This window comes from Streptomyces noursei (assembly GCF_016917755.1).
Lineage (GTDB): Bacteria > Actinomycetota > Actinomycetes > Streptomycetales > Streptomycetaceae > Streptomyces > Streptomyces yunnanensis.
Window position 1 is genome coordinate 8,060,524 of sequence record NZ_CP070326.1, and the last position, 20,969, is coordinate 8,081,492.

Consider the following 20,969-nt stretch of genomic DNA (forward strand, 5'->3'; position numbering starts at 1 on the left):
CGCTCCTTCTCTTCGACGGTTGCCAAATGGAGGCGCCCCCGCTTAGCGTTCGGGCGAAGTGGCGGAGCCTCCACTTTCACTCTAGGCCATGGGCACGGTCCGCCCTGCCCGCTCTCCTCCTTCGGAAGGGCTGTTCATCATGTCGGGAATCCAAGGCAAGGTCGTGGCGATCACCGGCGCCAGCAGCGGCATCGGCGAGGCGACGGCGCTGCTGCTCGCCGAGCGCGGCGCACGGGTCGTCCTCGGGGCACGCCGCGCGGAGCGCCTGGCGGCCCTGGCCGCCCGCATCGGAGCATCCGGCGGCGAAGCCGCCTGGACCTGCACGGACGTGACGCGCCGTGCGGACCTGGACCAACTCGTCGAGCTGGCCCGGGACCGCTACGGCCGGCTCGACGTCCTCGTCAGCAACGCCGGGGTCGGCCCGATCTCCGCCCTGGACGACCTGCGCGTGGAGGACTGGGAGCAGATGATCGACGTCAACTTCAAAGGGGTGCTGTACGGAATCGCCGCCGCCCTGCCCGTCTTCCGGGAACAGGGCTTCGGACACTTCGTCAACACCGTGTCCACCGCAGGGCTGCGCATCGTGCCGCTCCAGTCCGTGTACGCCGCCACGAAGAACGCCGTCCGCACCGTCTCCGAGGGCCTGCGCCAGGAAGCCGGAGACAGCCTGCGGGTCACCGTCGTCTCACCGGGCCTCGTCCGCACGGACTTCGCGGATCACATCGATCCGCAGGTGAGGGCCCAGATCCTCGACCGGTTGGACCAGGCCGGCCTCTCGCCCGACGCGGTGGCCCGCGCCATCGCCTTCGCCGTCGAGCAGCCGGACGGCGTCGACGTGGGAGACATCGTCGTCCGCCCCACGGCCCAGAACTGAGACGGGGCAGGTGACCGGGACGCCCTGACGGGGACGGACGGTGTGCGTCATGCTGGGCCCGGCAGGTGCGGGGCACGGGTGAAAGCGCCAGGTCGGGGGTTCGATGGTTCCGGCGTTCGTGCGGCTGCCGCGGTGGACCACACTACGGCGGTCGGCCGGCCGGGATACAGGGGTGAACAGGAGCGGCGCCCCGGGCGCGGGGCGTCCACACGGTAGACGGAGCGCACGGTGCGCACGTCATCGGGTGGCGAGGTTCGGCGGCCTCGCCAAAGCCGCCCTGCGGTAAAGTCTCCGCACGGTGATCACCTTGCGACCCACTGACCTCGCGCGCGAGCACGGCATCTCCGCCCAGGCGGTCCGCAACTACGAGCGGGACGGTTTCCTGCCACCCGCCGAGCGCACCCGAAGCGGCTACCGGATCTACACCGCGGTGCACGCGGCAGCGCTCCGCGCCTTCCTCGCGCTCGTCCCGGCCTACGGCCATGCGACCGGCGGCCAGATCATGCACGCACTGCACCGGGACGCGCTCGACGACGCCCTGACGCTCATCGACCGGGGTCATCACCAATTGCTCCGGGACCGGGAGACGCTGGACGCGGTGCGCAAGGCGGTGGACCATCTGACCGCGGAGTCCGACGCCGCGCAAGCACCCGCCGGAGTTCCCGCGGCATCCGCCGAGGCCCGGACCATCGGCGAACTCGCGCACCGGCTCGGTGTCACGCCCGCGACCCTGCGCAAGTGGGAAGGTGCCGGCATCCTCGTACCAGCACGGGACCGCGTCACCGGATACCGCCTCTTTCGCGCGGGCGACATCCGCGACGCGGAGCTCGCCCACCTGCTCCGGCGCGGGGGCTATCCGCTGGACCACATCTCCACCGTGGTCCAGCAGATCCGCACCGCCGGCGGCACCGACACCCTGGCCGATGCCCTGGACGACTGGCAGCGGAAGCTCACCGCGCGGGGCCTGGCCATGCTCGGCGCGGCCGCGCTGCTCGACGCGTACCTGCGCGTGCGCTGACGGGGCACGGCCGGCAGCGGTCGCCGTGCACGGCGCAGCGTGCCCGGCGACCGCCCAGTTCAGCAGCCGGAGCGGTCCTCCGTCAACTCCCCCTGAACCGTGGCAAGTGTCCGGTCGTAGCAGGTACCCGGACCGTGAAGGCGGTAGCGCTCGCGGGAGACGCCGGTGGCGTGCCGCTGCTCGCGGGGCACGTTCTGGTGGTACGCGGCGTCGCCGGTGTAGGTGTCGTCCGACCGTGCCCAGTCGGTCGCCCGGCCGCCCCGCAGGGTGGCGTGGTCCGCGCGGTCGCCCATGGTCATGGTGGTGCGCAGGCGGTCGCCGGTGCCGACGGTCGTCGCGCCGTCCATGGTGTAGGCGCGCCGGGTCGCGGTGGTGGTCGCGGGGCCAAAGCCGCGCACGGTGACCGTCTCGTCGTCGTGCCAGCGTGCCCGGAGCGCGTCGGTGGACTCGTCGGCGTTCCAGCGGTGCACGAAGTCGGCGGCGAGGCTGCGGTCGACGGTCGTGGTGACCCGGCCGTGCGAGGTGTCGAGGTATCCGGCGACCGTGAGGGAGTGCCGTCCCTCGGCGGTGAGCCGGCGCTCGTCGCCCGGCTCGTACGCCGTCCTGTTGACGGGGTCGCTCTCCCGGCGGGTGAGGAGCCGGCCGGTTACCCGCGCCGCCTTGGCGTCCTGCCAGACCAGGATGTTGGTGGGGGTGCTCCAGCCGTCCTGCCCGGCGGGCAATCCGACGACCGAGACGGCGATCTGGTGCGGACGTCCGTCGTTCAACCGGGCGGCGAAGGGCGTGAGGTCGTACTCGACCGGGTGGACGTCGAAGGCGCGGGGGCTGGGTATCACGTACCACAGGAACGGGTTGGACCAGCCGCCCGTCCACACGGTCGGGTAGGGCGTCGCGATGCCGGCGAGCTCGCCGTCCACCGTCACCTGCACCTCGCGGTACGGGCCGTCCTTGGCCTTGCAGGAGTACGACGCCGGGTCCGGCACCGTCAGGTACCAGAACTCCTCGCAGCCGCCGCCCGATCCGGTGGCGTACACCTCCGCGACGATGCGTTCGCTGTTGCGCGGCGTGGTCAGTCGGCCCTCGTACACCGCGCCCTCGGTGCGGGCGCCCTGCAGGGTGAGGACCTTGTCGGGGGTGGCGGCCTCCTTCACCGGGCCCCGCGCGGTGTAGAAGGTCAGCGTCGCCTTGACCTTGATGACGCCGGTGTAGGTGCCGTCCACGGTGTTGCCGATGAGCATCTCGACGGGCTGACCGACGCGCAGCGTGGGGGCGTACCGCGTGACGTCCTTCTCCACCTTCCAGGTGATGCCCTCGGGAGAGGGCTCGGGCGTCGAGGTGCGCAGGACCTCCACGCCGCCGATGTGCAGATAGCCCAGGCGGTCGAACTGCCGCCCGGCGACGGACCCTTCGAGCCGCAGGACGACCTTGTTCCAGCGGTGTCCGCACGTGGTGGGTGGGGAGTAGGTGCCCTTGTAGGGCGTGTAGTCGCGGAATTCGGTGTCGGCGACCGTCACTTGGCAGGACGGGGTGTCCGGGACGGAGACCGGTGGACCCGCGGTGACCGGGTCGTGCCAGTGGGTGCCGAACTCGGTGGGCGGCTCCGCGGCGGTGGCCGGGGCCACTCCCAGCACCAGGCCGGTGACGGCGGCGCACAGAGTGAGAAACACACGTCTCATGGGACAGGAGTGAAGCGCGTCGCGCTCCCGCACACCAGTGCCCCGTTGGCCGGATCCGGCGCCGGTACGAAAAAGCGCGGGATCGCGCCAACTGGAGACCCTCGCCGGGCAGGAGCGGTACCGGACAATCCCGATCAGCGGGACCCGTGCCGTCAGCAGGGCAGGCCCGTTGGCGCCATGGACGGCCCCGCGCCCGTGCGCCCGCCTCAGTCTCTCAGTCCCGACCCTCGGTGCCGTCGTCCGTCGCGTCGGCGGCGGGGTCCGGCTGCGCGTCGGTAAGCAGCGGGAACAACCGGGTGATGAGCGCCACCGGCCGGGCGCCTTCGGGCCGTGCCAGCGGGCGTTGCTCGCGGTCGCCGTAGGGGGCGAGTGCCTTGCGGATCGCGGCGGCGACCCGGCTCATCTCCTCCGGTGTCAGATAGGCCACGGCGCTGAAGGCTTCGTCGCGGCGCCAGTCGGCCGGCACCTGGCCGCGCTGCTCCAGCCAGCGCTGCCAACTCTCGTCCTCCAGGCCACGGGCGAGGTCGCCGAAGTCCTCCGCGGACGGGCCGGCCACGGGGGTCGACCGTCGCAGGCGCCAGGGACGCGCGCGGCCACCACTGTGCGGGGCCTCTTCGATGTGGCCGTGGCGCGCGAGCTGCCGCAGGTGGAACGAGCAGAGCCCGGAGCTGTGGCCCAGTCGCGCGGCGGCCTCGGTGGCCGTGACGGTGCCGACTTCGGCGAGCAGGGCGAGCAGGGCGGTGCGGACCTCGTGCGCGGGCAGTTCCCCATCGGTCCGCGCGGTCCGGCCGGGCGCGGTGGTGAGGTCGTCTTCAGTCACTTTGCAAAGTCTGCTACTTTGCAAAGCTCCACGCAAGTCCGATGACCGACAGCACCGCACCGCCCGGCACGACCGGCGGGCGGCCCGGGACGAGGGGGAAGCACAATGTCACGTCACACCGATCGGCCCGGTCCCGACGACCGGCGCGTCCGGGGCCAGGGCGAACCGGTCGACTCCTACCCCGCTCTGCCGCCGGAGGCCGAACGGGGGTCGGAACGCCGGATCACCGTGGTGGGCGAGGAGGTCCTCGGCCGTCCGTGCCGCGAGGTGACCGAGTTCGGCTCCCCCGAACTCTCCGCGCTGATCGACGACATGTTCCTGACCATGCACATCGCCGACGGCGCCGGCCTCGCCGCGAACCAAGTCGGGGTGGATCTGCGGCTGTTCGTCTACGACTGCCCGGACGACCACGGGATCAGGCACGTCGGCCACCTCGTCAACCCCGTTCTCGAACTGCCCGATCCGGGACACCGCCGGCTGATCGACGATGTCGAGGGGTGCCTGTCCGTCCCCGGCGCGACCATGACGGTCCCCCGCACCGACCGGGCCGTCGCCCGAGGCTTCGACAAGAACGGCAGGCCCCTGGTGATCGAGGGCACCGGCTACTTCGCCCGGTGTCTGCAACACGAGACCGACCACCTCTTCGGCCACACCTATCTCGACCGGCTCGCCAAGCGGGACCGCAAGGACGCGCTGCGGCAGATGGAAGGCCGCCGCGAAGCCGTCCTCGCCCAACGCGCGCGCAAGGCAGCACTCCTGAGCGGGTGACCGGACCACGCGGCGCGGGCGCCCCGCCGCGCCGGTCCTCGTCAGGATCCACCGCCCCTTTGACGGTATTCGTCATCGGTGCGGGTCTGGCTGTGGTGTCCCGAGCCGCGGCGCGAGGGTGTGCGCGTGCCCAACGCACCGGAGGGACCGGTGGCGTCGGGGCGCGGGAAGCGTGGATGTCGATGCGTGCGGTGCGCAGGATTCTGGTCACGGGGGCGACGGGGAACGTGGGGCGCCAGGTGACTGCGGGGCTCGTGGCGGCGGGGGCGTACGAGGTCCGGGCGCTGACCCGGTGCCCGGAGACGGCCGGGCTGCCACCGGTGGTGGAGGTGAGGCGGGGCGACCTGTCCGACGCGGCCGGTCTGGCGGCGGCGTCGGAGGGGGTCGACGCGGTCTTCCTGATGTGGCCGTTCCACAGTGCCGAGCCGGCCGACGCGGTCGTGGCGGCGATCGGCCGGCACGCGGATCGGGTGGTCTTCCTGTCGTCCGGATCCGTACAGGACGGCGTCGAACCCGATGCGCAGTCGACTCCGGTGGGCCGGTGGCACCGGGCCGTCGAGCGGCGGATCGAGGAGTCCGTACCGGCATGGACCCACCTGCGGCCCAGCGCCTTCGCCGCCAACACCCGGTGGTGGGCCGGGCAGGTCCGGGCCGGCGACGCGGTGCGGGGAGCCTACGGCGCACTGCCGACGCTCCTGCTGCACGAGGCGGACATCGCGGACGTCGCGGTGCGGGCGCTGACCGAGGGCGGCCACGCCGGGGCCGCGTACGCCCTGACCGGGCCGGAGGTGCTGACCCAGGCCCAGCAGGTGCGCATCATCGGTGAGGTGCTGGGCCGCCCGCTCCGCTGGGAGGAGTTGTCCCGGGACGCCGCACGCCGACAACTCCTCGCCGACGACGGCTTTCCCGACACGTTCGTGGACCCACTGCTCGACGGCTACGCGCAGATGATGACGGCGCCGCGCCCCACGGTCACCGGCACCGTCGAGGCCGTGACGGGCGCGCCGGCGCGTACGTACCGGGAGTGGGTGGCCGAGCACGCCGCGGACTTCGCCTGAGGGGCGGGCCCGGGAGGCGTTCGGCCCGTGCCCCGGGCGTCCGAATCAAGGCGTAGGTTCGCCCCAATCCTCGGGTGCAGAGCTGTTCAAGCCGAGATCCCCGTGCTGGCATGCACTCGCCACCCCCACCCCTGGTGTGCCCGCACCGCGGGTCCAGGACGACCGGAAGGACGAGCCCATGCTCAGCACGCTCAGTGCTGGTGCCGCAGTGGCATCCTTGCTCCTCGGATCGGCATCCCCCACCACACCGGCACGGTTCGGCGACGATCCGCCGACCGGGCAGATCACCATAACCGTCGCCACGGTCAACGGTTCGGGTTGCAGACCCGGCAGCGCCGCCGTGGCCGTCGCCCCCGACAACACCGCCTTCACCGTCACCTACAGCGAATACCTCGCCCAAGCGGGCGGCAGCAGCAAGCCGACCGACGCCCGCAAGAACTGCCAGATCGCCCTGAACGTGCATGTCCCACAGGGGTTCACCTACGCCATCGCGCGGGCCGACTACCGCGGTTACGCCTCGCTGGCGCCGGGCGCCAAGGGCCTGGAACAGGCGAACTACTACTTCCAGGGCCAGCCGGAGACGGCCCGCAAGAGCCACAGCTTCGCCGGCCCCTACGACACCAACTGGCAGACCTCGGACGAAACGGACGTGGACCAGCTGGTCTACGCACCCTGCGGCGAGGAGCGCTATTTCAACATCAACACCGAACTGAGGTTGGACGGCAGCGGGGCGGACCCCAAGGCCACCAGCTACATGGCCATGGACTCCACCGACGGCAGCATCAACACCCTCTACCACTTCGCGTGGAAGGAGTGCCCCGCGCGCAAGTAGCCGGGAAGGAGACCGGCCCGGGCCCGTACGCCGCACGCGTGCGGGCCCCACGCGTGCGGCGGCGGTGTCATCCCGCCACGGCGGGCTCGGCCGGCGCGGTGGCCGCGAGCCGGCGCTCGGCGAGTTCGGTCAGCAGCGCCGCCTGCCGGTACAGCACCCGGTCGTCGAAGACCGCGCGCGGCGAGTGGTTCATCGGCGCGTGCTGCCAGTCGCTCCCCTCGGGGGCGGCGCCGACCAGCAGCATCGCGCCGGGGACGCGCCGGAGGACGTACGCGAAGTCCTCGGAGCCGTTGGTGGGTACCGGCGACTCCCACACCTCGCCGGGCGCGAACAGGTCGCGGGCGGTGGCCACGGCGAAGGCGGTCTCGTCCGTGTCGTTGACGGTGACCGGATAGTGCCGGAGGTAGTCGACCTCCGCTTCCAGGTCGTGGGCGGCCGCGATGGCCCGCACCAGACGGGGCAGTCCCTCGGCGAGCCGGTCCCGGGCGGATTCGGAATAGCTGCGCACCGTGGCCTGGAACTCAGCGGTGTCGGGGATGACACTCGCCTTCGTCCCGGCGTGGAAGGTGCCGACGGTGACCACGACCGGGTCGAAGATGTCGAAGGCGCGGGTCACCCAGTTCTGCACCGCGGTGACCATCTCACAGGCCGCCGGGACCGGGTCCTTGGCCGTGGCCGGCGTCGAGCCGTGGCCGCCCTCGCCCCGCACCGTCACCGTCAGCAGGTCAGAGGCCGAGGTGATGGTGCCGGAGCGGGTGATGACCACGCCGCCGGGCACCTGGTTGGACGCCACGTGCAGCGCGTACGCCGCGTCGAGCGGCTTGCCCGCCGCGTCCAGCACGCCCTCCTCGATCATCGCGCCGGCCCCGTTGTGGCCCTCCTCGCCGGGCTGGAACATGAACACCACGTCGCCGTGCAGGCGTTCCCGGCGTTCGGCCAACAGCCTGGCCGCGCCGACGAGTCCGGCGGTGTGCAGGTCGTGTCCGCAGGCGTGCATCCGGCCGGGGATCTCGGAGGCGTACGGCACGCCGCTCTCCTCGGTGACCGGCAGCGCGTCCATGTCGCCGCGCAGCAGCACCGCGCCGCCGGGCCGCCCGCCGCGCAGGACCGCGGTCACCGAGGTGAGGCCGGTGCCCAGGGTGATCTCCAACGGCAGCCCGTCGAGCGCCGCGAGCACCTTCTCCTGGGTGCGCGGCAGCGCAAGGCCCAACTCCGGCTCCCGGTGCAGAGACCGGCGCAGCCGCTCCAACTCGGGTTGCAGTTCCTTGGCTCGTTCCACTGCCGACATGCCGAATCCCACTCCTGTTGCTCCGGGGGTTGCCTGGTACGGTCCGGCCGTACCCGAGTCCAGGCTGAAGGTTGAGCCGACCGGCGGCCCGAATCCGCCGGAAATACGCAAGGAGGTGGGCCGTGGCGCAGGATTCCGGGCCGACCCCCCGGTCCCTGGATCATGTGGATCAGGCCCTGGTGCACGCGCTGCAGATCACACCGCGGGCCAGCTGGACCCGGATCGGTGCCGTCCTCGGACTGGACGCCGTGACGGTGGCCAGGCGCTGGAACCGCCTGGTCGAGACCGGCGCCGCCTGGATCAGCTGCCATCCGGCCCCGGTGCTGGCCGCGTCGGGCCAGGGGTGCCTGGCGTTCGTCGAGATCGACTGTGCTCCCGGCCGACTGCTCGACGTCGCCCGGGCGTTGGCCGCCGCGCCGCACGTGGTGGCGCTCTCCCACGTCACCGGGGACCGCGACCTCCAACTCAACGTCATGGCCCGCGATCCGGCCATGCTCTCCCGTTGGGTGACCCACGACCTCGCCGCGTTGGACGGCGTCCGGGCCGCCCGGACGCACCTGGCCGGCCCGGTGCACACCGAGGGCAGCCGGTGGCGCCTGCGGGCCCTCGGTCGGCACCAGGTCGCCCGGCTCGCCGCCGATGCGTCCAGACACCGCACGGACACCCCCGCCTTCGTCCTCGACGAGCTCGACCAACGGCTGGTCACCGCGCTGTCCGTGGACGGCCGGGCCACCTACCGTGCACTGGCCGAGCAGTGCGGCGCCGGCCCCGACACCGTGCGCCGTCGCGTCCAACGGCTCTTCGCCGCGGACATGCTGCACGCCCGGTGCGAGGTCGCCCGCCCGCTGTCCGAGTGGCCGGTCACGGTGAGCTTCTGGGGGCAGGTCCCGGCCGCGAGGCTGCGCGAGGTGACCCGCCGGGTCACCGGGATGCGCGAGGTCCGCCTGTGCGCGAGCGTCATCAGCCGGCACAACCTGCACCTCGTGGCCTGGGTGCGCTCCCTCGACGACGCCCAGCGCTTCGAGGTCCGCCTCGCCGAACGGGCCGCGGACCTGACCGTCACCGAACGCGCGGTCGCCCTCTGGCACATGAAGCACGGCGGCCATCTCCTCGACGAGGAGGGCTACCGGGTCGGGGTGACACCGCTCGCGCTCTGGCGGGAACCGGCGGCGTCACACCCGTAAGACCTTGGGGCCCATGAGGTGGTAGCGGTGGGCCTCGGCGACGGGCAGGCCGGCGCCGGTGACGATCGTCTCCAGGTCGCCCACCTCTCCGAACCGGCAGAAGCTCGCCGTGCCGAACTTGGTGTGCACCCCGGCGAGGACCCGGCGGCGCGCGACGCGGATGGCCTGGGCCTTGACCTCGGCGACCGCCGGGTCGGGGGTGGTCAGACCGTACGTGCGCGAGATCCCCTCGGCGCTGAGGAAGGCCAGGTCGATGACGAAGCCGGACAGCATGTGGACGGCCCAGTGGTCGACGGTGGCCGTCGTGCCCCGGCGGACCCGGCCGCCCAGGAGCAGCACATTGGCCTGGGGGCTCGTCGCGAAGGCGCTGACCACCGGGAGCGAGGCGGTGACGATGGTCAGCGGCCGGTCGCGCGGCAGGGCGTCGGCGATGAGTTGCGGGGTGAAGCCCTCGTCGATGAAGACGGTCTCGGCCTCGCTGAGGAGTTCGGCGGCCGCGGCGGCGATCCGGGACTCCTCCGGGACCCGCGGTGCGCTCCGGGAGACGAGGATGGCCTCGGAGCCCGGTCGCACCATGGGATACGCACCACCGTGCCGCCGCCGTATCAGCCCGTGGCCCTCCAGGACGTTCAGGTCCCGGCGGACCGTTTCCTTGCTGACGGCGAACTCCTCGGCGAGACGCACGACATCGGCGGATCCGCTGCGCCGGATCAGCTCCAGCATGTCCCTGCGGCGGCCCTCAGCATCCACGGTGTTCCTCCTGCGCGTCCGGGCCACAACGGCGCCCCGACTGGGTGGGGGTGATTCCAACAAGCCTCGGCTGCGCCGGCCGTGGTGGGCGGCCGAAGCGATCCGTTGTGGCCAGGAACGGGCGGCGGATCCGCCACCGAACGGGCGGGGCATTGATGAAAACGGTCACCAAGAACACAGACTTCGGGGTGGCACGAACATCGAGCAGAGGTTCCGCTTGACCGCGTCGCAACGCGGACGGGTCGACCGTCCCCGCCCTGTCGTTCCGTTGTCACAATGGTTGTCGCGGCGGCGGGGAAAGCGGGCGAGCCGTGCCGCACGAGGCACGGGGGAATGTGACGCGCGGTGAACTCCACCAGGCGGAACGGGGGTTACCGTGAGTATTCGGAGGCCGCTCGCGGCCCGTCACGGGTGCGTCGGAGCAGGGCCCCGGAGGCACACCGCGGACCACGGAAACGGTCAGCAGAAACGATATGGCGGGCAGTTTGGTTACGGCGGAACGAAAAGTGGCCGGAATCGCGTGCATGAATATTGCGGGTTCGTAACGTGGGAATGGATAAACGCCGGCCAGGGCACGAAACGCCCGTGCCGCCGGGCATCGCCCCGTGAGGGGCGAGCGTCGGCGACACGGGCGTGCGGGACAGCGGCCCCGACGGTGGCCGGCCGGTACAGGGCGGGCCGGCCGGGCGTCACTTGACGAATTCGTCCACGACCTTCGGGGGCCAGGTGCCGACGTTCAGGATGCCCATGGAGTAGGCGCGCGAGACGAGCGCGGCGCGGTTGGGCACCCGCAACTTCCGCAGCAGCCCGGTGACGTGGTACTCCACGCCCTGGCGGCTGAGGTAGAGCCGCGAGGCGAGCGGAATGGTCGACAGCCCGGCCGCGATGCCTTCGAGGATGCGCGCATCGATCTCGGTCAGGAACTTTTTCTGGCTGGTCACGACGCCGGCATCGGCCGCGTCGGCGGCATCGGACGAGTCCATGAGCACCAGGATCCCGGCGATGTCCGGGGTTTTGCCGGTGACCGCGGAGGCGGTGAGGGTGCCCGCGAAGGCCGCGTCCCGGGCGCCCACGGCGACCACGTGCGAGGCGAAGCGGTGCCGCTTGCCCTCGATCAGCCGGGAGAACTGGCGCATCAGCGGCTGCTGCACGCTCGGGTGCATCAGGTCCCGGAAGCTGCGGCCGCAGACGTCACCGGCGGAATTGTCGAAGCGGCGGCGGAACTCCTGGTTGGCGTGCTTGATGGTGAGGTCACGGTCGAGGGACGCCATCAGCCCGGGGCCGACGGACTCCCCGGCCGGTGCGGTCTGAGCGGATATCACCCCGCCGGTCGTACGGTGATGCGAGTCAGTGAGGTGAGTGATAGTCACGAGACCGCCATCCTTTCGGATAACCCCCGTCGTTTTTTAGCGTTCTGAGAAACGGAATCCAGAATTCGATCGAAGTTCGCCGCGATTCACGCCGAAGAGTTTCGATTTCCGTGAAACGGAGCGTAGTTAGCCCCAACTCGGCACGTCAACGCGACACATCTGCGCACCCCTAAATCCGTGGTCCGTACTTGACGAGGTACGGTCCGCAGAGTCACAACTACGGTGGGCCAAAAGTAACATAGGAGACATTGGTGACGGCGTGGATGTACCTGCCCTCGCTTCCGTTTGAGCTTTTGTTGAGGGTCGCTGTCATGACCGGACGGGCGTGCGACAACAGCACCTCACCCACAGGACTGACAGGCACAGAGGATTGTGATCGTCCGGAACGGGACGGCCGCGGGCGTCAACGCCCCGGGAGCGCGTTCACCAACTCGCGGCGGCCGGAGACGCCGAGCTTGCGATAGGCGCTGGTGAGGTGCTTCTCCACCGCCCGGGAGCTCACACCGAGTTCGGTCGCGATGGCCTGGTTGGTCAGGCCCCGGCTCACCAGCGACGCCACCCGCCGCTCGCTGGGGGTCAGGGTGGCGACCGGCGGCACGATGGCACTGCCCAGACCGTGTTCGGCCCGTTCGGCGAGCCAGGGCACACCACAGGCGGCAGCGATACCCGCGGCCTCCCGCAACACCGCCTCGGCCTCCGGCCCACCCGGCAGCCGACGCCCGAGGACGACGAGGGTGCGGGCCAGTTCCGTCGCGTAGGACGAGGCGCGGAGGGTCTCGACGCTCTCACGCAGCAGATCCAGTCCCTCGTCCTGCAACAGCCAGCCCTTCAGGCGCAGGGCCCGGCCCAGGTTCGTCGTCGCACCCCACTCCCGGGCCCACCTCAACTCGTCCTCGGCGAGTTGCAGCGCGGCATCGGTCTCGCCGAGCCGCTGGTGCAGCCCGATTGCATACGGACGCCAGGGCAGCAGCGCGGAATTGCGCCATCCCGCGGTCTCCAGGCGTCGGCCACAGGCCAGCAGCGTGTCCAGGGCGTCCCGCCCCCGGCCGAACTGCACGTCGACGGCGGCCTGGAGCATCTGACCGGTGGCGGTGAGCGCCAGTCCGGTCGGCCGGCGGTCGCGGACCCGTTCCAGGACGCGTTCGCTCAAGGCCGGGTCGCGCAGTTCGAAGGCGACCGCGGCGAACATCATGACGGCGGGTTCCGACCAATCGCCGGCCTCCATGACCAGGGCGCGTTCGACGTGCTCCCGCGCGGCGGCCGGGCGGCCCTGCGTCACCAGGACGAAGGCCCGCTCGGCGGTCAGCAGCACATCGTCCGCGCCGGTCGCGTACCGGCGCCGGGTGTGCTGTTCGCTGGCCAGCCAGGAGGCCACGCCCTGCACGGACTCGGCGACGAACAGCGCGAGCATCACCAGCGGCAACGGGGTGTGGGCGTGGGCGGCGGTGGCCGGCTCGCGTTCGAGGATGCGGTTGCCGGTGTCGGCGATCTCCGCGGCGCTGAGCCGGCCGCTCAGCGCGCCCGCGCACAACAGCACGGCGACCAACTCGCGTTCGGCGACGCTGTCCACCGGCGGCCGTGCTCCCATGCGGCGCAGCCGCGCCACCGAGGACGCCAGCTCGACGGGGTTCTCGTGGCCGGAGTGCCGCAGCCACGCCTCCAGGCGCAGGGCGAGTTCGTCGGCTCCCTCCTCGTCCCGCTGCCCCGGGCCGTCGAGCCCGGCGGCGGCCTGCCGCACCAGCTCGACGGCGGACGGGCTGGGGGCAGCGAGCAGGGACGGCGGGACGCGCAACACGGCGGCGGCCCGGTCCCGCGGGGTGTCCAGCAGCGCGACCGCCTGGCTGACGTGGCGTACACAGGCATCGGGGTCGAGGGCGCGCTCGGCGGTGGCCAGATCGATCAGGATGCGGGCGCGGCAGCCGTCCTGGGTGCGGTGGTGCAGCAGGGCGCGGCGCAGGTACCGGGCCGCGTCGGCGGGCCGGCCGGCGCGCAGCGCGTTGTGGGCCGCGGAGCGCAGGACCGCCTCCGACCAGGGCCGACCCGGGTGGACCACGGCCAGCAGATGGCCGGCGACCTGCTCGGCCGGCCGCCCGCAGCGGTACAGCAGATCGGCGGCGTCGTCGTGCGAGCGTTCGCGCTCGTCGAGGGTGAGCAGGGAGTCCACCGCATCGCGGACGACGCCGTGGACGAAGCGGATGTCCCGTCCCCGGGCCAACAGGCCGGCGTCGACCAGGGCGCGGCGGGCACCGGAGAAACCGATTTCATCGACCCCGGCAAGCTGGGCGAGCAGCACCGGATCGCTGTGGTCGCCCAGCGCGGCCACCGCCACCGCGACCTCGCGCACCGGCTGCGGCTGGATCCGCAGATGGCCCGCGAGCCGATCGCGCAGCACCGTCGGGCTCAGCTCCCGGACGGCACCGAAGTGGTCGCCGCCGGGCGGCCTTCCGGTGGCGCGCAGGGCGCTCCGGAAGGCGGTCAGGAACAGCGGGTTGCCCCTGGACGCCTCGTACACGGCGCGCACCAGTGCGTCCTGCGGCGGCCGGCCCTGGGGCCCGGCGAGCAGGACGCGGGTGGCGTCCTGGGACAGCGGCGCCAGGCGCAGGACGGTGCGCGCGGCGCCGGCGACCTCCCGTACCAGGGGGTACCTGCCCCGGTGGTCGCCGCCGGCCAGCGTGCACACCAGCAGCGCGCGCAGGCCGTACAGCCGCCGGGTGAGGTGGGCCAGCCAGCGCAGGGACGGGCCGTCGGCCCACTGGAGGTCGTCGACCAGGATCAGCAGGCGCCGCTCCGCGGAGGCGTCGGCGAGCAGCGCCTGGGCGCCCTGGAGGACTGCCTGGGAGACCTCCAGAGCGGAGCCGGTCCCGGTGCGGCGGTCGCCGGCGTCCATGAGGCGGCTGAAGTGCTCTGCCCCGGCGGTGCGTTCGGCCGGCCCGGCGCCGCCCGCCCCGGACAGCAGGTGGTCGAAGAGTTGGCGGGCGATCCCGAAGGGGAAGTCGCGTTCCCGCCAGGCGGCGCTGGCCCGCAGGACACGGGTGCCGTCGCCGGCCAGCTCCGGTATCCGGCGCAGCAGCGCCGAGCGCCCGCTGCCGAGGGGGCCGGTGATGAGGAGGAGCGAGGAGTCGCCCGCTTCCGCGGCGTCCAGGGCGGCCCGGATCCGGGCCAGTTCGTTCTCCCGCTCAAGAAGCATCCGCGACCGGCCCTTCCAGCGCCTCCAGGAGCAGGTACAGCTCCTTGCGACCGCCGATCCGCAGCTTGCGGTAGGCGTTGCTCAGCCGGAGTTCCACGGTGCGTCTGCTGACGGCGAGTTGTTCGGCGATCTGGCGGTTGCCGTGGCCGCGGGCGGCGAGCAGCACGGTGTCCTTCTCCGCCTCGGACAGGTCGCGCCATCCGGGTGGGACGACGGCGGTGGGCGGCGCGGTGGCGACCGGAACGGACGGGACGGTCAGGGTGCGGGCTGCGGTGGCGAGGCGGCTGGTGGGATGGGCGGCGGTCATCCGGGCGACCTCCTGCCAGGAGCGTGCGGCCGCGGCGGTGTCGCCGTGGGCCGTCTCGGCGCCGGCCTGGCTCAGCCGGCTCCACAGGTAGGCCAGGCGGGCGGGCGAGTCGCTCAACAGGGCGGCGGCCTCGCGGATCCGTCGGACGGCCCGGTCGCCGTCGTCGTCGAAGAGGCGCCGCGTCGTCAGGCGGGCGATCCCACGGGCACTCGCGGTGCCCCAGCGGTCGGCGAAGAACAGCTCCTCGTCCCGCAGCCGGCGCGCCTCCGTCACGTCGCCGAGCTTCAGACACGCCTCGGCGGCCAGCGGGCGCCAACTGAGCAGGGCCGGGTTGGCCCAGTGCCGGCGCAGCAGCCAGCGCCCGCACTCCCGCGACAGCCGCAGGGCCTCCTCCCAGTCACCGTCGTCGGCGGCCACCCGGGCGCGGGCGAGCAGCAGGGCGGGCCACCACACGCCCTCCTCGCCGCCGGCGGGTACCGGGGCCTCGGCGAGTTGGCGGGCCCGGTCCGGGCGGCCCGTCTCCATGCTGACGAGGATGCGGGTGGCGATCAGGTTGGGCAGCGCCCGGGGGTGCCAACTCGCCGGCGGCAGGGCGCGCTCGGCGCTGTCCAGGTCGCGTTCGGCGGCCTCCAGCCGGGCCGCGCACAGGTGCATCCGGGCCCGTAGGTTGAAGATGCGGGCGGCCATGCTGCGCAGGTGGGCGCTGCGGGCGGCGGTGAGCATGGTGTCCAGGCCGTGCACCGCCTCGTCGTTGTCGTCGGTGGCGAACAGCGCGGCGCAGGCCGCCAGTTTGGGCATCATCAGGCTCTCGTTCGCCCCGCCGGTGAGGGCGATCCGGGCGAGCTTCCTGGCCTTGTCCGCGTCCTCCCCCGCCGTGGCCAGCTGCCAGGCACGGGCGCCGGCCTGGGCCGGCGGCACCGGCCGGTCGGGCAACCGGGGCACCACGGGGATCATCGGCGCGTCGTCGTCCCGCACGGCGGCCAACCAGAACAGCGCGACCAGTTCCTCCCGGTCGGCCGGCCCGGCGTACGGCAGGGCCTCGCCCGCGGTGCGGCGGGCCCATTCGCTGTTGCCCCGGGCGAACCCCAGGTCGATGGCGCGGACCCCCAACCCCCTGCCGGACGACGAGGGGTCGGGGTCCGCGACGGTGCTGCGGACGAGTTCCCCGAGGCGTCGATCGCCCGCTTCCGGCCGGGCGACGGCTTCGGCCGCGGCCAGTTCCAACGTCAGCAGGCTGCGTTCCCGGGCGTCGAGGGGTTCCTGCAGGGCGCGGGAGAGGCAGGCACAGGCCCGGTGGTGGTCCTCCCGGCGCAGCGCGGCGGCGAATCCGCGGCGGAGCAGGGGCACGACCCAGGGTGCGCCGAGCGGCAACGAGCGCAGCAGCAGATGGGCGACGTCCTCGTCGTTGACGCCGCAGCTGTGGGTGAGTTCGGCCGCGCGGAGGTACAGGTCGGCGCGCTCCGCGGCGGGCATGTCCTCGATGACGCGTGCCTTGGAGGCGGGGAAGCGGATGTGCACCTTGTCGCCGACGGACACGGTCAGGCCGAGGCTCGCCAACAGGGTGCGGATCCGGTCCTCGGACAGGGAGTGCGCGCCGGCGAGGGCCCGGACGCGGCGGAAGTCGAGCAGGTCGCCGCAGACGGCCAGGGCCCGCAGGACGGCGTTGACTTCGGCGGGCAGGCCGTCCAGGGCGCGCACGGTGTGGTCGCCGACGACGCCCGCGGTGAGGGCGTGCAGCTCCGGGAGGTGGTCGGCGTCGGCAGGGAGGCCGTGGTCGACGAAGGCGCGCAGGGCGTCCCGCAGGATGGCGGGGTTGCCGGCGGTGGCGGAGGTGAGCGCGGCGATGAACTCCTCGTCGCCGGGGGTGCCGCAGACGGCGCGGACGGTGGCGGCGACGCCGCGGTCGGTGAGCGCGGGCACCACGAAGCACCGGACGGGCACGGTGTCCCGCGGCCCTGGGACGGTGGGGGCGTTCGGGTCGGTGTCGAAGGCCATGGTGTCACCGCAGCTGCTGGCCAGGACGGCGAGCGGGGTGTCCGGCCCGAGATGGCGCAGCAGGATCTGCAACCACGTCAGCGAGGCCGGGTCCAACCACTGGACGTCTTCGACCACGACCAGGGTGGGTGCCGTGCCGGCGCGCCGCAGCACCTCCTCGATGCCGGGCGCGGGCAGTGGTGGGGGACCGTCGTGGCCTATCACGGCGTCCAGGGTGCTGCCGTGCGGGCCGTCGAGGGCGGCCAGCAGTTGGAGGACGGCGCCGTAACGGAGTTCCCGTTCCGCGGGCGTCGCCTGGGCTCGTAGGACGCGCAGCCCGTCGTGCCTGGCCCGGCACGCGCCCCAGCGGACCAGGGCGTTCTGGGCGTGCCCGGGCCGGCCGGTCAGGCTGAGCACCGACGGCCGGCCCTGGCCGAGACGGTGCAGGAGGTCGCCGATGAGCCGCTGTTCCCGGCCGCATTCGAGGAGCATGGTGGGGTCGCCGTGGGCGTCGGGTGCGCACTGCGGCGTGCAGGTGGTCGGATGGTTCCGCGCCTTGCTCCGGGGCACCGCTACCTCTCGTCCTGTTCGTCTCAAGCGCGTCCGCGTGCCTGGGAGACCCAGGCCGGCGGCTGCCGACCGGAGGTGGCGGTCCTGGTCTCCAGGACGGCGGAGAGATCCGCGCGTCCGCCGACCCCGAGCTTCCGGTAGACGCTCGTGAGATGGGTTTCGATGGTCCTTACAGTCACGAAGAGGGCTTCCGCGATGGCCCGGTTGCTCGCGCCGGTCACCGCGAGGTCCGCCACCGTGCGTTCCATCCCGGTCAGCATGTCGAGTGGCGAGGCGGTCATCCTGCGTACCCGACCACCCGCGGTGACCAGCAGTTTTCTGGCGTCGACGCCGAGCTTCACGGCGCCGCAGCGCTGGGCGAGGTCGGCGGCGGCGCGCAGGTGTTCCCGGGCGGCGCGCAGGTCGTCGCGCTTCAGGTGGGCGTGTCCGAGGAGTAGTTCGGCCCGGGCCTCCATGGCCCGGGCCGGGGAGTCCGCGAGCAGCGAGACCGCCTCGGTGAGATGGTCGATACCGGCGCGGCCGGGTGCGGCGACACCCTGGGCCATGAAGGCCAGTCCGAGGCCGCGCTCCGTTCCCCAGCGCTCGGCCAACTCACTTCCGTAGTCGGCGAGTTCGCGTGCCTGATCGTGGCGGTCCAGGGCCGCCAGGAGCACCGCACCATCGGCCCACCACGGCACGAACGCCGGGTTGCTGAAGCGCGACTCCTCCAGGGACCGGCCGCAGGCGAGCAGGAGGTCCAGGGCCCCTTGGAAGTCCCCGCGGACCCAGCGGGCGTAGGCGCGGGCCTGGAGGTACCAGTGGTATTCGATGACGAAGCGTTCGAGGCGGGGGCGGGTGATGCCGTCGAGGACGTGTTCGGCGCGCTCGGGCTCGCCGCGGTCGACGAGGGCGGTGGCCAGCGCGACGCGGGGCAGCACGGCGCTGTCCGCCCAGCGCTCCTCGCCGAGGATCTCGACGGCGGTCTGGGCGTCGGCCAGGGCCTCGGGGAAGGCCCCCACCCCGTGGTGGAGCAGGGCGCGCGTGGAGAGCGCCAGGACGTACGTCCACACGGCCGCGTTGTCCTGGCCGTACTGGAGCATGAGGTCCAGTGCGTACTGCGCGTCGGCGACCTCGTCGGCCAGGGAGAGCGCGAAGGAGGCGGACAGCAGCGACCAGGGTTCCAGTTCGACACCGGGTGCGCGCAGGGCGCGGCGGGCCTGATCGACGGCCGATCGGGCGTCCTGGCCGTCCATCGCGGTCAGCACGGTGGTCATGGCCAGCATCTGCCGCTGGGCCGGTGTGTCGCCGGGCGGCATGGTGAGCCGGGCCGCCCGGTCGCGGACCGCGCCGATCGTCACCTTCTCGTCGGCCCCGATGATGAGCAGCACGGATTCCACGAGGGTCCGCAACTCCCGGTCGACGGGGCCTGGTTCGGGGCCCAGTTCGGCGGTCAGCTCGGCGAGCGCGCCCTCCAGCATCCGCACCCCGGACGGGGATTCCTGCACGGCGAGGCAGGTGAAGCCGTACTGGACGGCGACCTGGGCGCGGGTGCGGACGTCCTCGGCGAGGGAGAGTGCTTCCTTGAGGAGGCGCATCGCCTCGGGCGGGTTGATCTCGGCGAGGGCGCGGGCCATCTGGATGCGGACGGCAACGTTGTCCGGCTCCACCTCCAACACCCGGTAGAGACAGCGCACACCGGCCTCGGGGGCACCGCGGCTCTCCGCCTGGGCGGCGGCGTCGCGCAGCACCGCGGCCATCCACGGCTGGTCGAGCACCGGCAGCAGCATGAGCTGTCCGGCGAGCTCCTCGGAGGGGCGGCCGGCGTCGCTCAGCAACAGCGCGGCGTTGGTGCGCAGTTCGGCCAGGGTGGGCGGGGCGACGTCGTCGAGCACCGCGGAGCGGACGACGTCATGGACGAAGTCCACGCGGTCGGCGGCCAGGATGCCGGCCCTGCGCAGCACCAACAGGGCCTCGTCGACGGTGGCGGCCGGGACGCCGGCGAGCGCCGCCAGCAACTCGGTGCACTCCGGGCCGAGTACGGCGATGGCACGGGCCACGCCGCGCACCCAGGGCGGTCGGCGCTCCAACAGACAGCGCACCGAGCGGGCGAGGACGTGGCTGCCGACCTCGGCGGCCCGGCGCTCCCCGGCGGCGTCCGGTCGGACGCCCTCGGCGCGGAGTTCGTCGAGGAGGCGGGCGAGGGCCAGCGGATTGCCGCCGGACACGGCGGCGACCCGGCTGACGAACGGCGGTGCGGCCGTGGTCCGGAAGACGCGACGCACCATTTCGCCTATGTCGTCGGGGCCGAGCGGGTGCAGGGCGAGCACGGTGGGGCGGCGCTGGGCGGCGATGTCGGCGAGCACCGCGGGCGCGACCGGTTCGGCCTCGCTGCGCCAGGCCAGGACGACCAGCAGCGGCAGGTCCTCGGCGCGTCGCAGCAGGAAGTCGATCCAGGCCAGGGAGCGTTCGTCGCACCAGTGGACGTCGTCGAGGACGAGGACGAGCGGCCGTTGGGCCATGAGGCGGGCGGCGAGCCAGTACAGGCCGTGCAGCACCGGGTAGGCGGCCGTGGCTGCGTCGGGGCCGGCGGGGTCTGCGGTGAGTGCGGGCAGCGCGCGGGCCGCCAGGCCCTCCAGGAGGGGCGAGCGCCGGGCGTCGCCGCCGCTCAGGCCGAGCCCGCCGAGGAGTTCGCGCACACCGCCGTACCCGGCGCCGGCGACGGTCTCGCCGCAGGTGCCGTACAGCACCGTCATGCCGCGGCAGACATCGCTCGCCGTGAAGGACCGCAGCAGACTGGTCTTACCCATGCCGGCGGGCCCGTGCAGCAGGACCAGGCCCGCCCGCCCGTCGCGGGCGGCCGCGGCGTGCCGGGCGAGGGTGCGCAGTTCGTCGTCGCGTCCCACCAGCGTGGTCAGTAAGCTGGAAGAACCCGACTGCTTCCGCATCACGCGTTCCTCCACGTGGGGTGAGAACAGGAGCCGACCTCGCGCCGACGCGTACCAGGACCACGGCCGTCCGACGCACGCAAAACCGGACGGTCAGGATGGATACACCAGGAGCGAACGAGTGGCACGCTCCGTACATGCCCCATCACAAGATCATATAGTGCGGGCTGGAGTAAATGGGCAGTACCTGTCAGACATTTGTCGTTTTCCGAATGGCCCCCTCCGGGACATCCGACCGGCCGGTCAAGTCGTCCGCACCCCCGCGCACGCACGCGGGACGGTGCTCCGCGGGCGCACGCAACGCGCGTCGCCGGATGGCGTGGTGCCGCCTCAGACGGCGCGGGGGCGTGCGGCAGACCGGCACCTCCG

The 20,969-nt window shown here is 72.8% G+C and carries 14 protein-coding genes; 6 read left to right on the plus strand and 8 right to left on the minus strand.

What is annotated here, in order from left to right:
* The first annotated feature begins 139 nt into the window (after positions 1–139).
* Both JNO44_RS35255 and JNO44_RS35260 read left to right on the plus strand, forming a co-directional pair.
* Positions 140–874, plus strand: coding sequence for an SDR family oxidoreductase (locus JNO44_RS35255; RefSeq protein ID WP_205368043.1), 735 nt, complete (start codon positions 140–142; stop codon positions 872–874).
* A gap of 298 nt (positions 875–1,172) precedes the next feature.
* Complete coding sequence (locus tag JNO44_RS35260) at positions 1,173–1,892, plus strand: TioE family transcriptional regulator (protein ID WP_205368044.1); 720 nt, start codon at positions 1,173–1,175, stop codon at positions 1,890–1,892.
* Between the two features lie 59 nt (positions 1,893–1,951).
* Here JNO44_RS35260 and JNO44_RS35265 read toward each other — a convergent pair whose 3' ends face one another.
* Together JNO44_RS35265 and JNO44_RS35270 are read right to left on the minus strand one after the other, a co-directional pair.
* Positions 1,952–3,568, minus strand: coding sequence for a peptide-N4-asparagine amidase (locus tag JNO44_RS35265; RefSeq protein WP_205368045.1), 1,617 nt, complete (start codon positions 3,566–3,568; stop codon positions 1,952–1,954).
* 214 nt (positions 3,569–3,782) lie between these two features.
* The gene (locus tag JNO44_RS35270; protein WP_205368048.1) at positions 3,783–4,388 is read right to left on the minus strand and encodes a winged helix-turn-helix domain-containing protein; all 606 of its coding nucleotides are present in this window, start codon (positions 4,386–4,388) and stop codon (positions 3,783–3,785) included.
* A 105-nt stretch (positions 4,389–4,493) separates the two neighbouring features.
* Between JNO44_RS35270 and def the strand changes: the two genes are divergently transcribed.
* The 3 genes from def (at position 4,494) to JNO44_RS35285 (ending at position 7,046) form a co-directional block, all read left to right on the plus strand.
* A complete protein-coding gene (def, locus tag JNO44_RS35275) occupies positions 4,494–5,156 on the plus strand; it encodes a peptide deformylase (RefSeq protein WP_205368050.1) in 663 nt (220 codons plus the stop codon).
* Positions 5,157–5,338: 182 nt separating this feature from the next.
* Complete coding sequence (locus JNO44_RS35280) at positions 5,339–6,214, plus strand: NAD(P)H-binding protein (protein WP_275695818.1); 876 nt, start codon at positions 5,339–5,341, stop codon at positions 6,212–6,214.
* 178 nt (positions 6,215–6,392) lie between these two features.
* Positions 6,393–7,046, plus strand: coding sequence for a DUF4360 domain-containing protein (locus JNO44_RS35285; RefSeq protein ID WP_039629346.1), 654 nt, complete (start codon positions 6,393–6,395; stop codon positions 7,044–7,046).
* A 67-nt stretch (positions 7,047–7,113) separates the two neighbouring features.
* On the opposite strand, the gene JNO44_RS35290 is transcribed toward JNO44_RS35285, so the two are convergent.
* A complete protein-coding gene (locus tag JNO44_RS35290) occupies positions 7,114–8,334 on the minus strand; it encodes a M20 metallopeptidase family protein (RefSeq protein WP_205368054.1) in 1,221 nt (406 codons plus the stop codon).
* 122 nt (positions 8,335–8,456) lie between these two features.
* On the opposite strand from JNO44_RS35290, the gene JNO44_RS35295 reads away from it, so the two are divergent.
* Positions 8,457–9,518, plus strand: coding sequence for an Lrp/AsnC family transcriptional regulator (locus JNO44_RS35295; protein WP_205368057.1), 1,062 nt, complete (start codon positions 8,457–8,459; stop codon positions 9,516–9,518).
* On the opposite strand, the gene JNO44_RS35300 is transcribed toward JNO44_RS35295, so the two are convergent.
* The 5 genes from JNO44_RS35300 to JNO44_RS35320 all read right to left on the minus strand — a co-directional run bounded on the left by JNO44_RS35300 (position 9,507) and on the right by JNO44_RS35320 (position 20,600).
* Entirely contained in the window at positions 9,507–10,268 is a 762-nt protein-coding gene (locus JNO44_RS35300; RefSeq protein ID WP_235095483.1) for a DeoR/GlpR family DNA-binding transcription regulator, read from the minus strand. The two genes, JNO44_RS35295 and JNO44_RS35300, sit on opposite strands and share 12 nt — an antisense overlap.
* A gap of 689 nt (positions 10,269–10,957) precedes the next feature.
* Positions 10,958–11,539: a PAS and helix-turn-helix domain-containing protein gene (locus JNO44_RS35305; protein ID WP_205371084.1), complete on the minus strand. Its 582-nt coding sequence runs from the start codon at positions 11,537–11,539 to the stop codon at positions 10,958–10,960.
* A 502-nt stretch (positions 11,540–12,041) separates the two neighbouring features.
* On the minus strand, positions 12,042–14,825 hold the full coding sequence (locus tag JNO44_RS35310; protein ID WP_205368059.1) for an ATP-binding protein: 2,784 nt from the start codon (positions 14,823–14,825) through the stop codon (positions 12,042–12,044).
* The gene (locus JNO44_RS44635; RefSeq protein WP_205368060.1) at positions 14,815–17,676 is read right to left on the minus strand and encodes a LuxR C-terminal-related transcriptional regulator; all 2,862 of its coding nucleotides are present in this window, start codon (positions 17,674–17,676) and stop codon (positions 14,815–14,817) included. The genes JNO44_RS35310 and JNO44_RS44635 overlap by 11 nt, the downstream gene beginning before the upstream one ends.
* Positions 17,677–17,699: 23 nt before the next feature.
* A complete protein-coding gene (locus JNO44_RS35320; protein WP_205368061.1) occupies positions 17,700–20,600 on the minus strand; it encodes a helix-turn-helix transcriptional regulator in 2,901 nt (966 codons plus the stop codon).
* Between the last annotated feature and the right edge of the window lie 369 nt (positions 20,601–20,969).

Coding starts and splice junctions, on each gene's coding strand:
- JNO44_RS35255 (WP_205368043.1), top strand. CDS start 140: ATGTCGGGAATCCAAGGCAAGGTCGTGGCGATCACCGGCGCCAGCAGC.
- JNO44_RS35265 (WP_205368045.1), bottom strand. CDS start 3,568: ATGAGACGTGTGTTTCTCACTCTGTGCGCCGCCGTCACCGGCCTGGTG.
- def (WP_205368050.1), top strand. CDS start 4,494: ATGTCACGTCACACCGATCGGCCCGGTCCCGACGACCGGCGCGTCCGG.
- JNO44_RS35280 (WP_275695818.1), top strand. CDS start 5,339: ATGCGTGCGGTGCGCAGGATTCTGGTCACGGGGGCGACGGGGAACGTG.
- JNO44_RS35285 (WP_039629346.1), top strand. CDS start 6,393: ATGCTCAGCACGCTCAGTGCTGGTGCCGCAGTGGCATCCTTGCTCCTC.
- JNO44_RS35290 (WP_205368054.1), bottom strand. CDS start 8,334: ATGTCGGCAGTGGAACGAGCCAAGGAACTGCAACCCGAGTTGGAGCGG.
- JNO44_RS35305 (WP_205371084.1), bottom strand. CDS start 11,539: ATGGCGTCCCTCGACCGTGACCTCACCATCAAGCACGCCAACCAGGAG.
- JNO44_RS35310 (WP_205368059.1), bottom strand. CDS start 14,825: ATGCTTCTTGAGCGGGAGAACGAACTGGCCCGGATCCGGGCCGCCCTG.
- JNO44_RS35320 (WP_205368061.1), bottom strand. CDS start 20,600: ATGCGGAAGCAGTCGGGTTCTTCCAGCTTACTGACCACGCTGGTGGGA.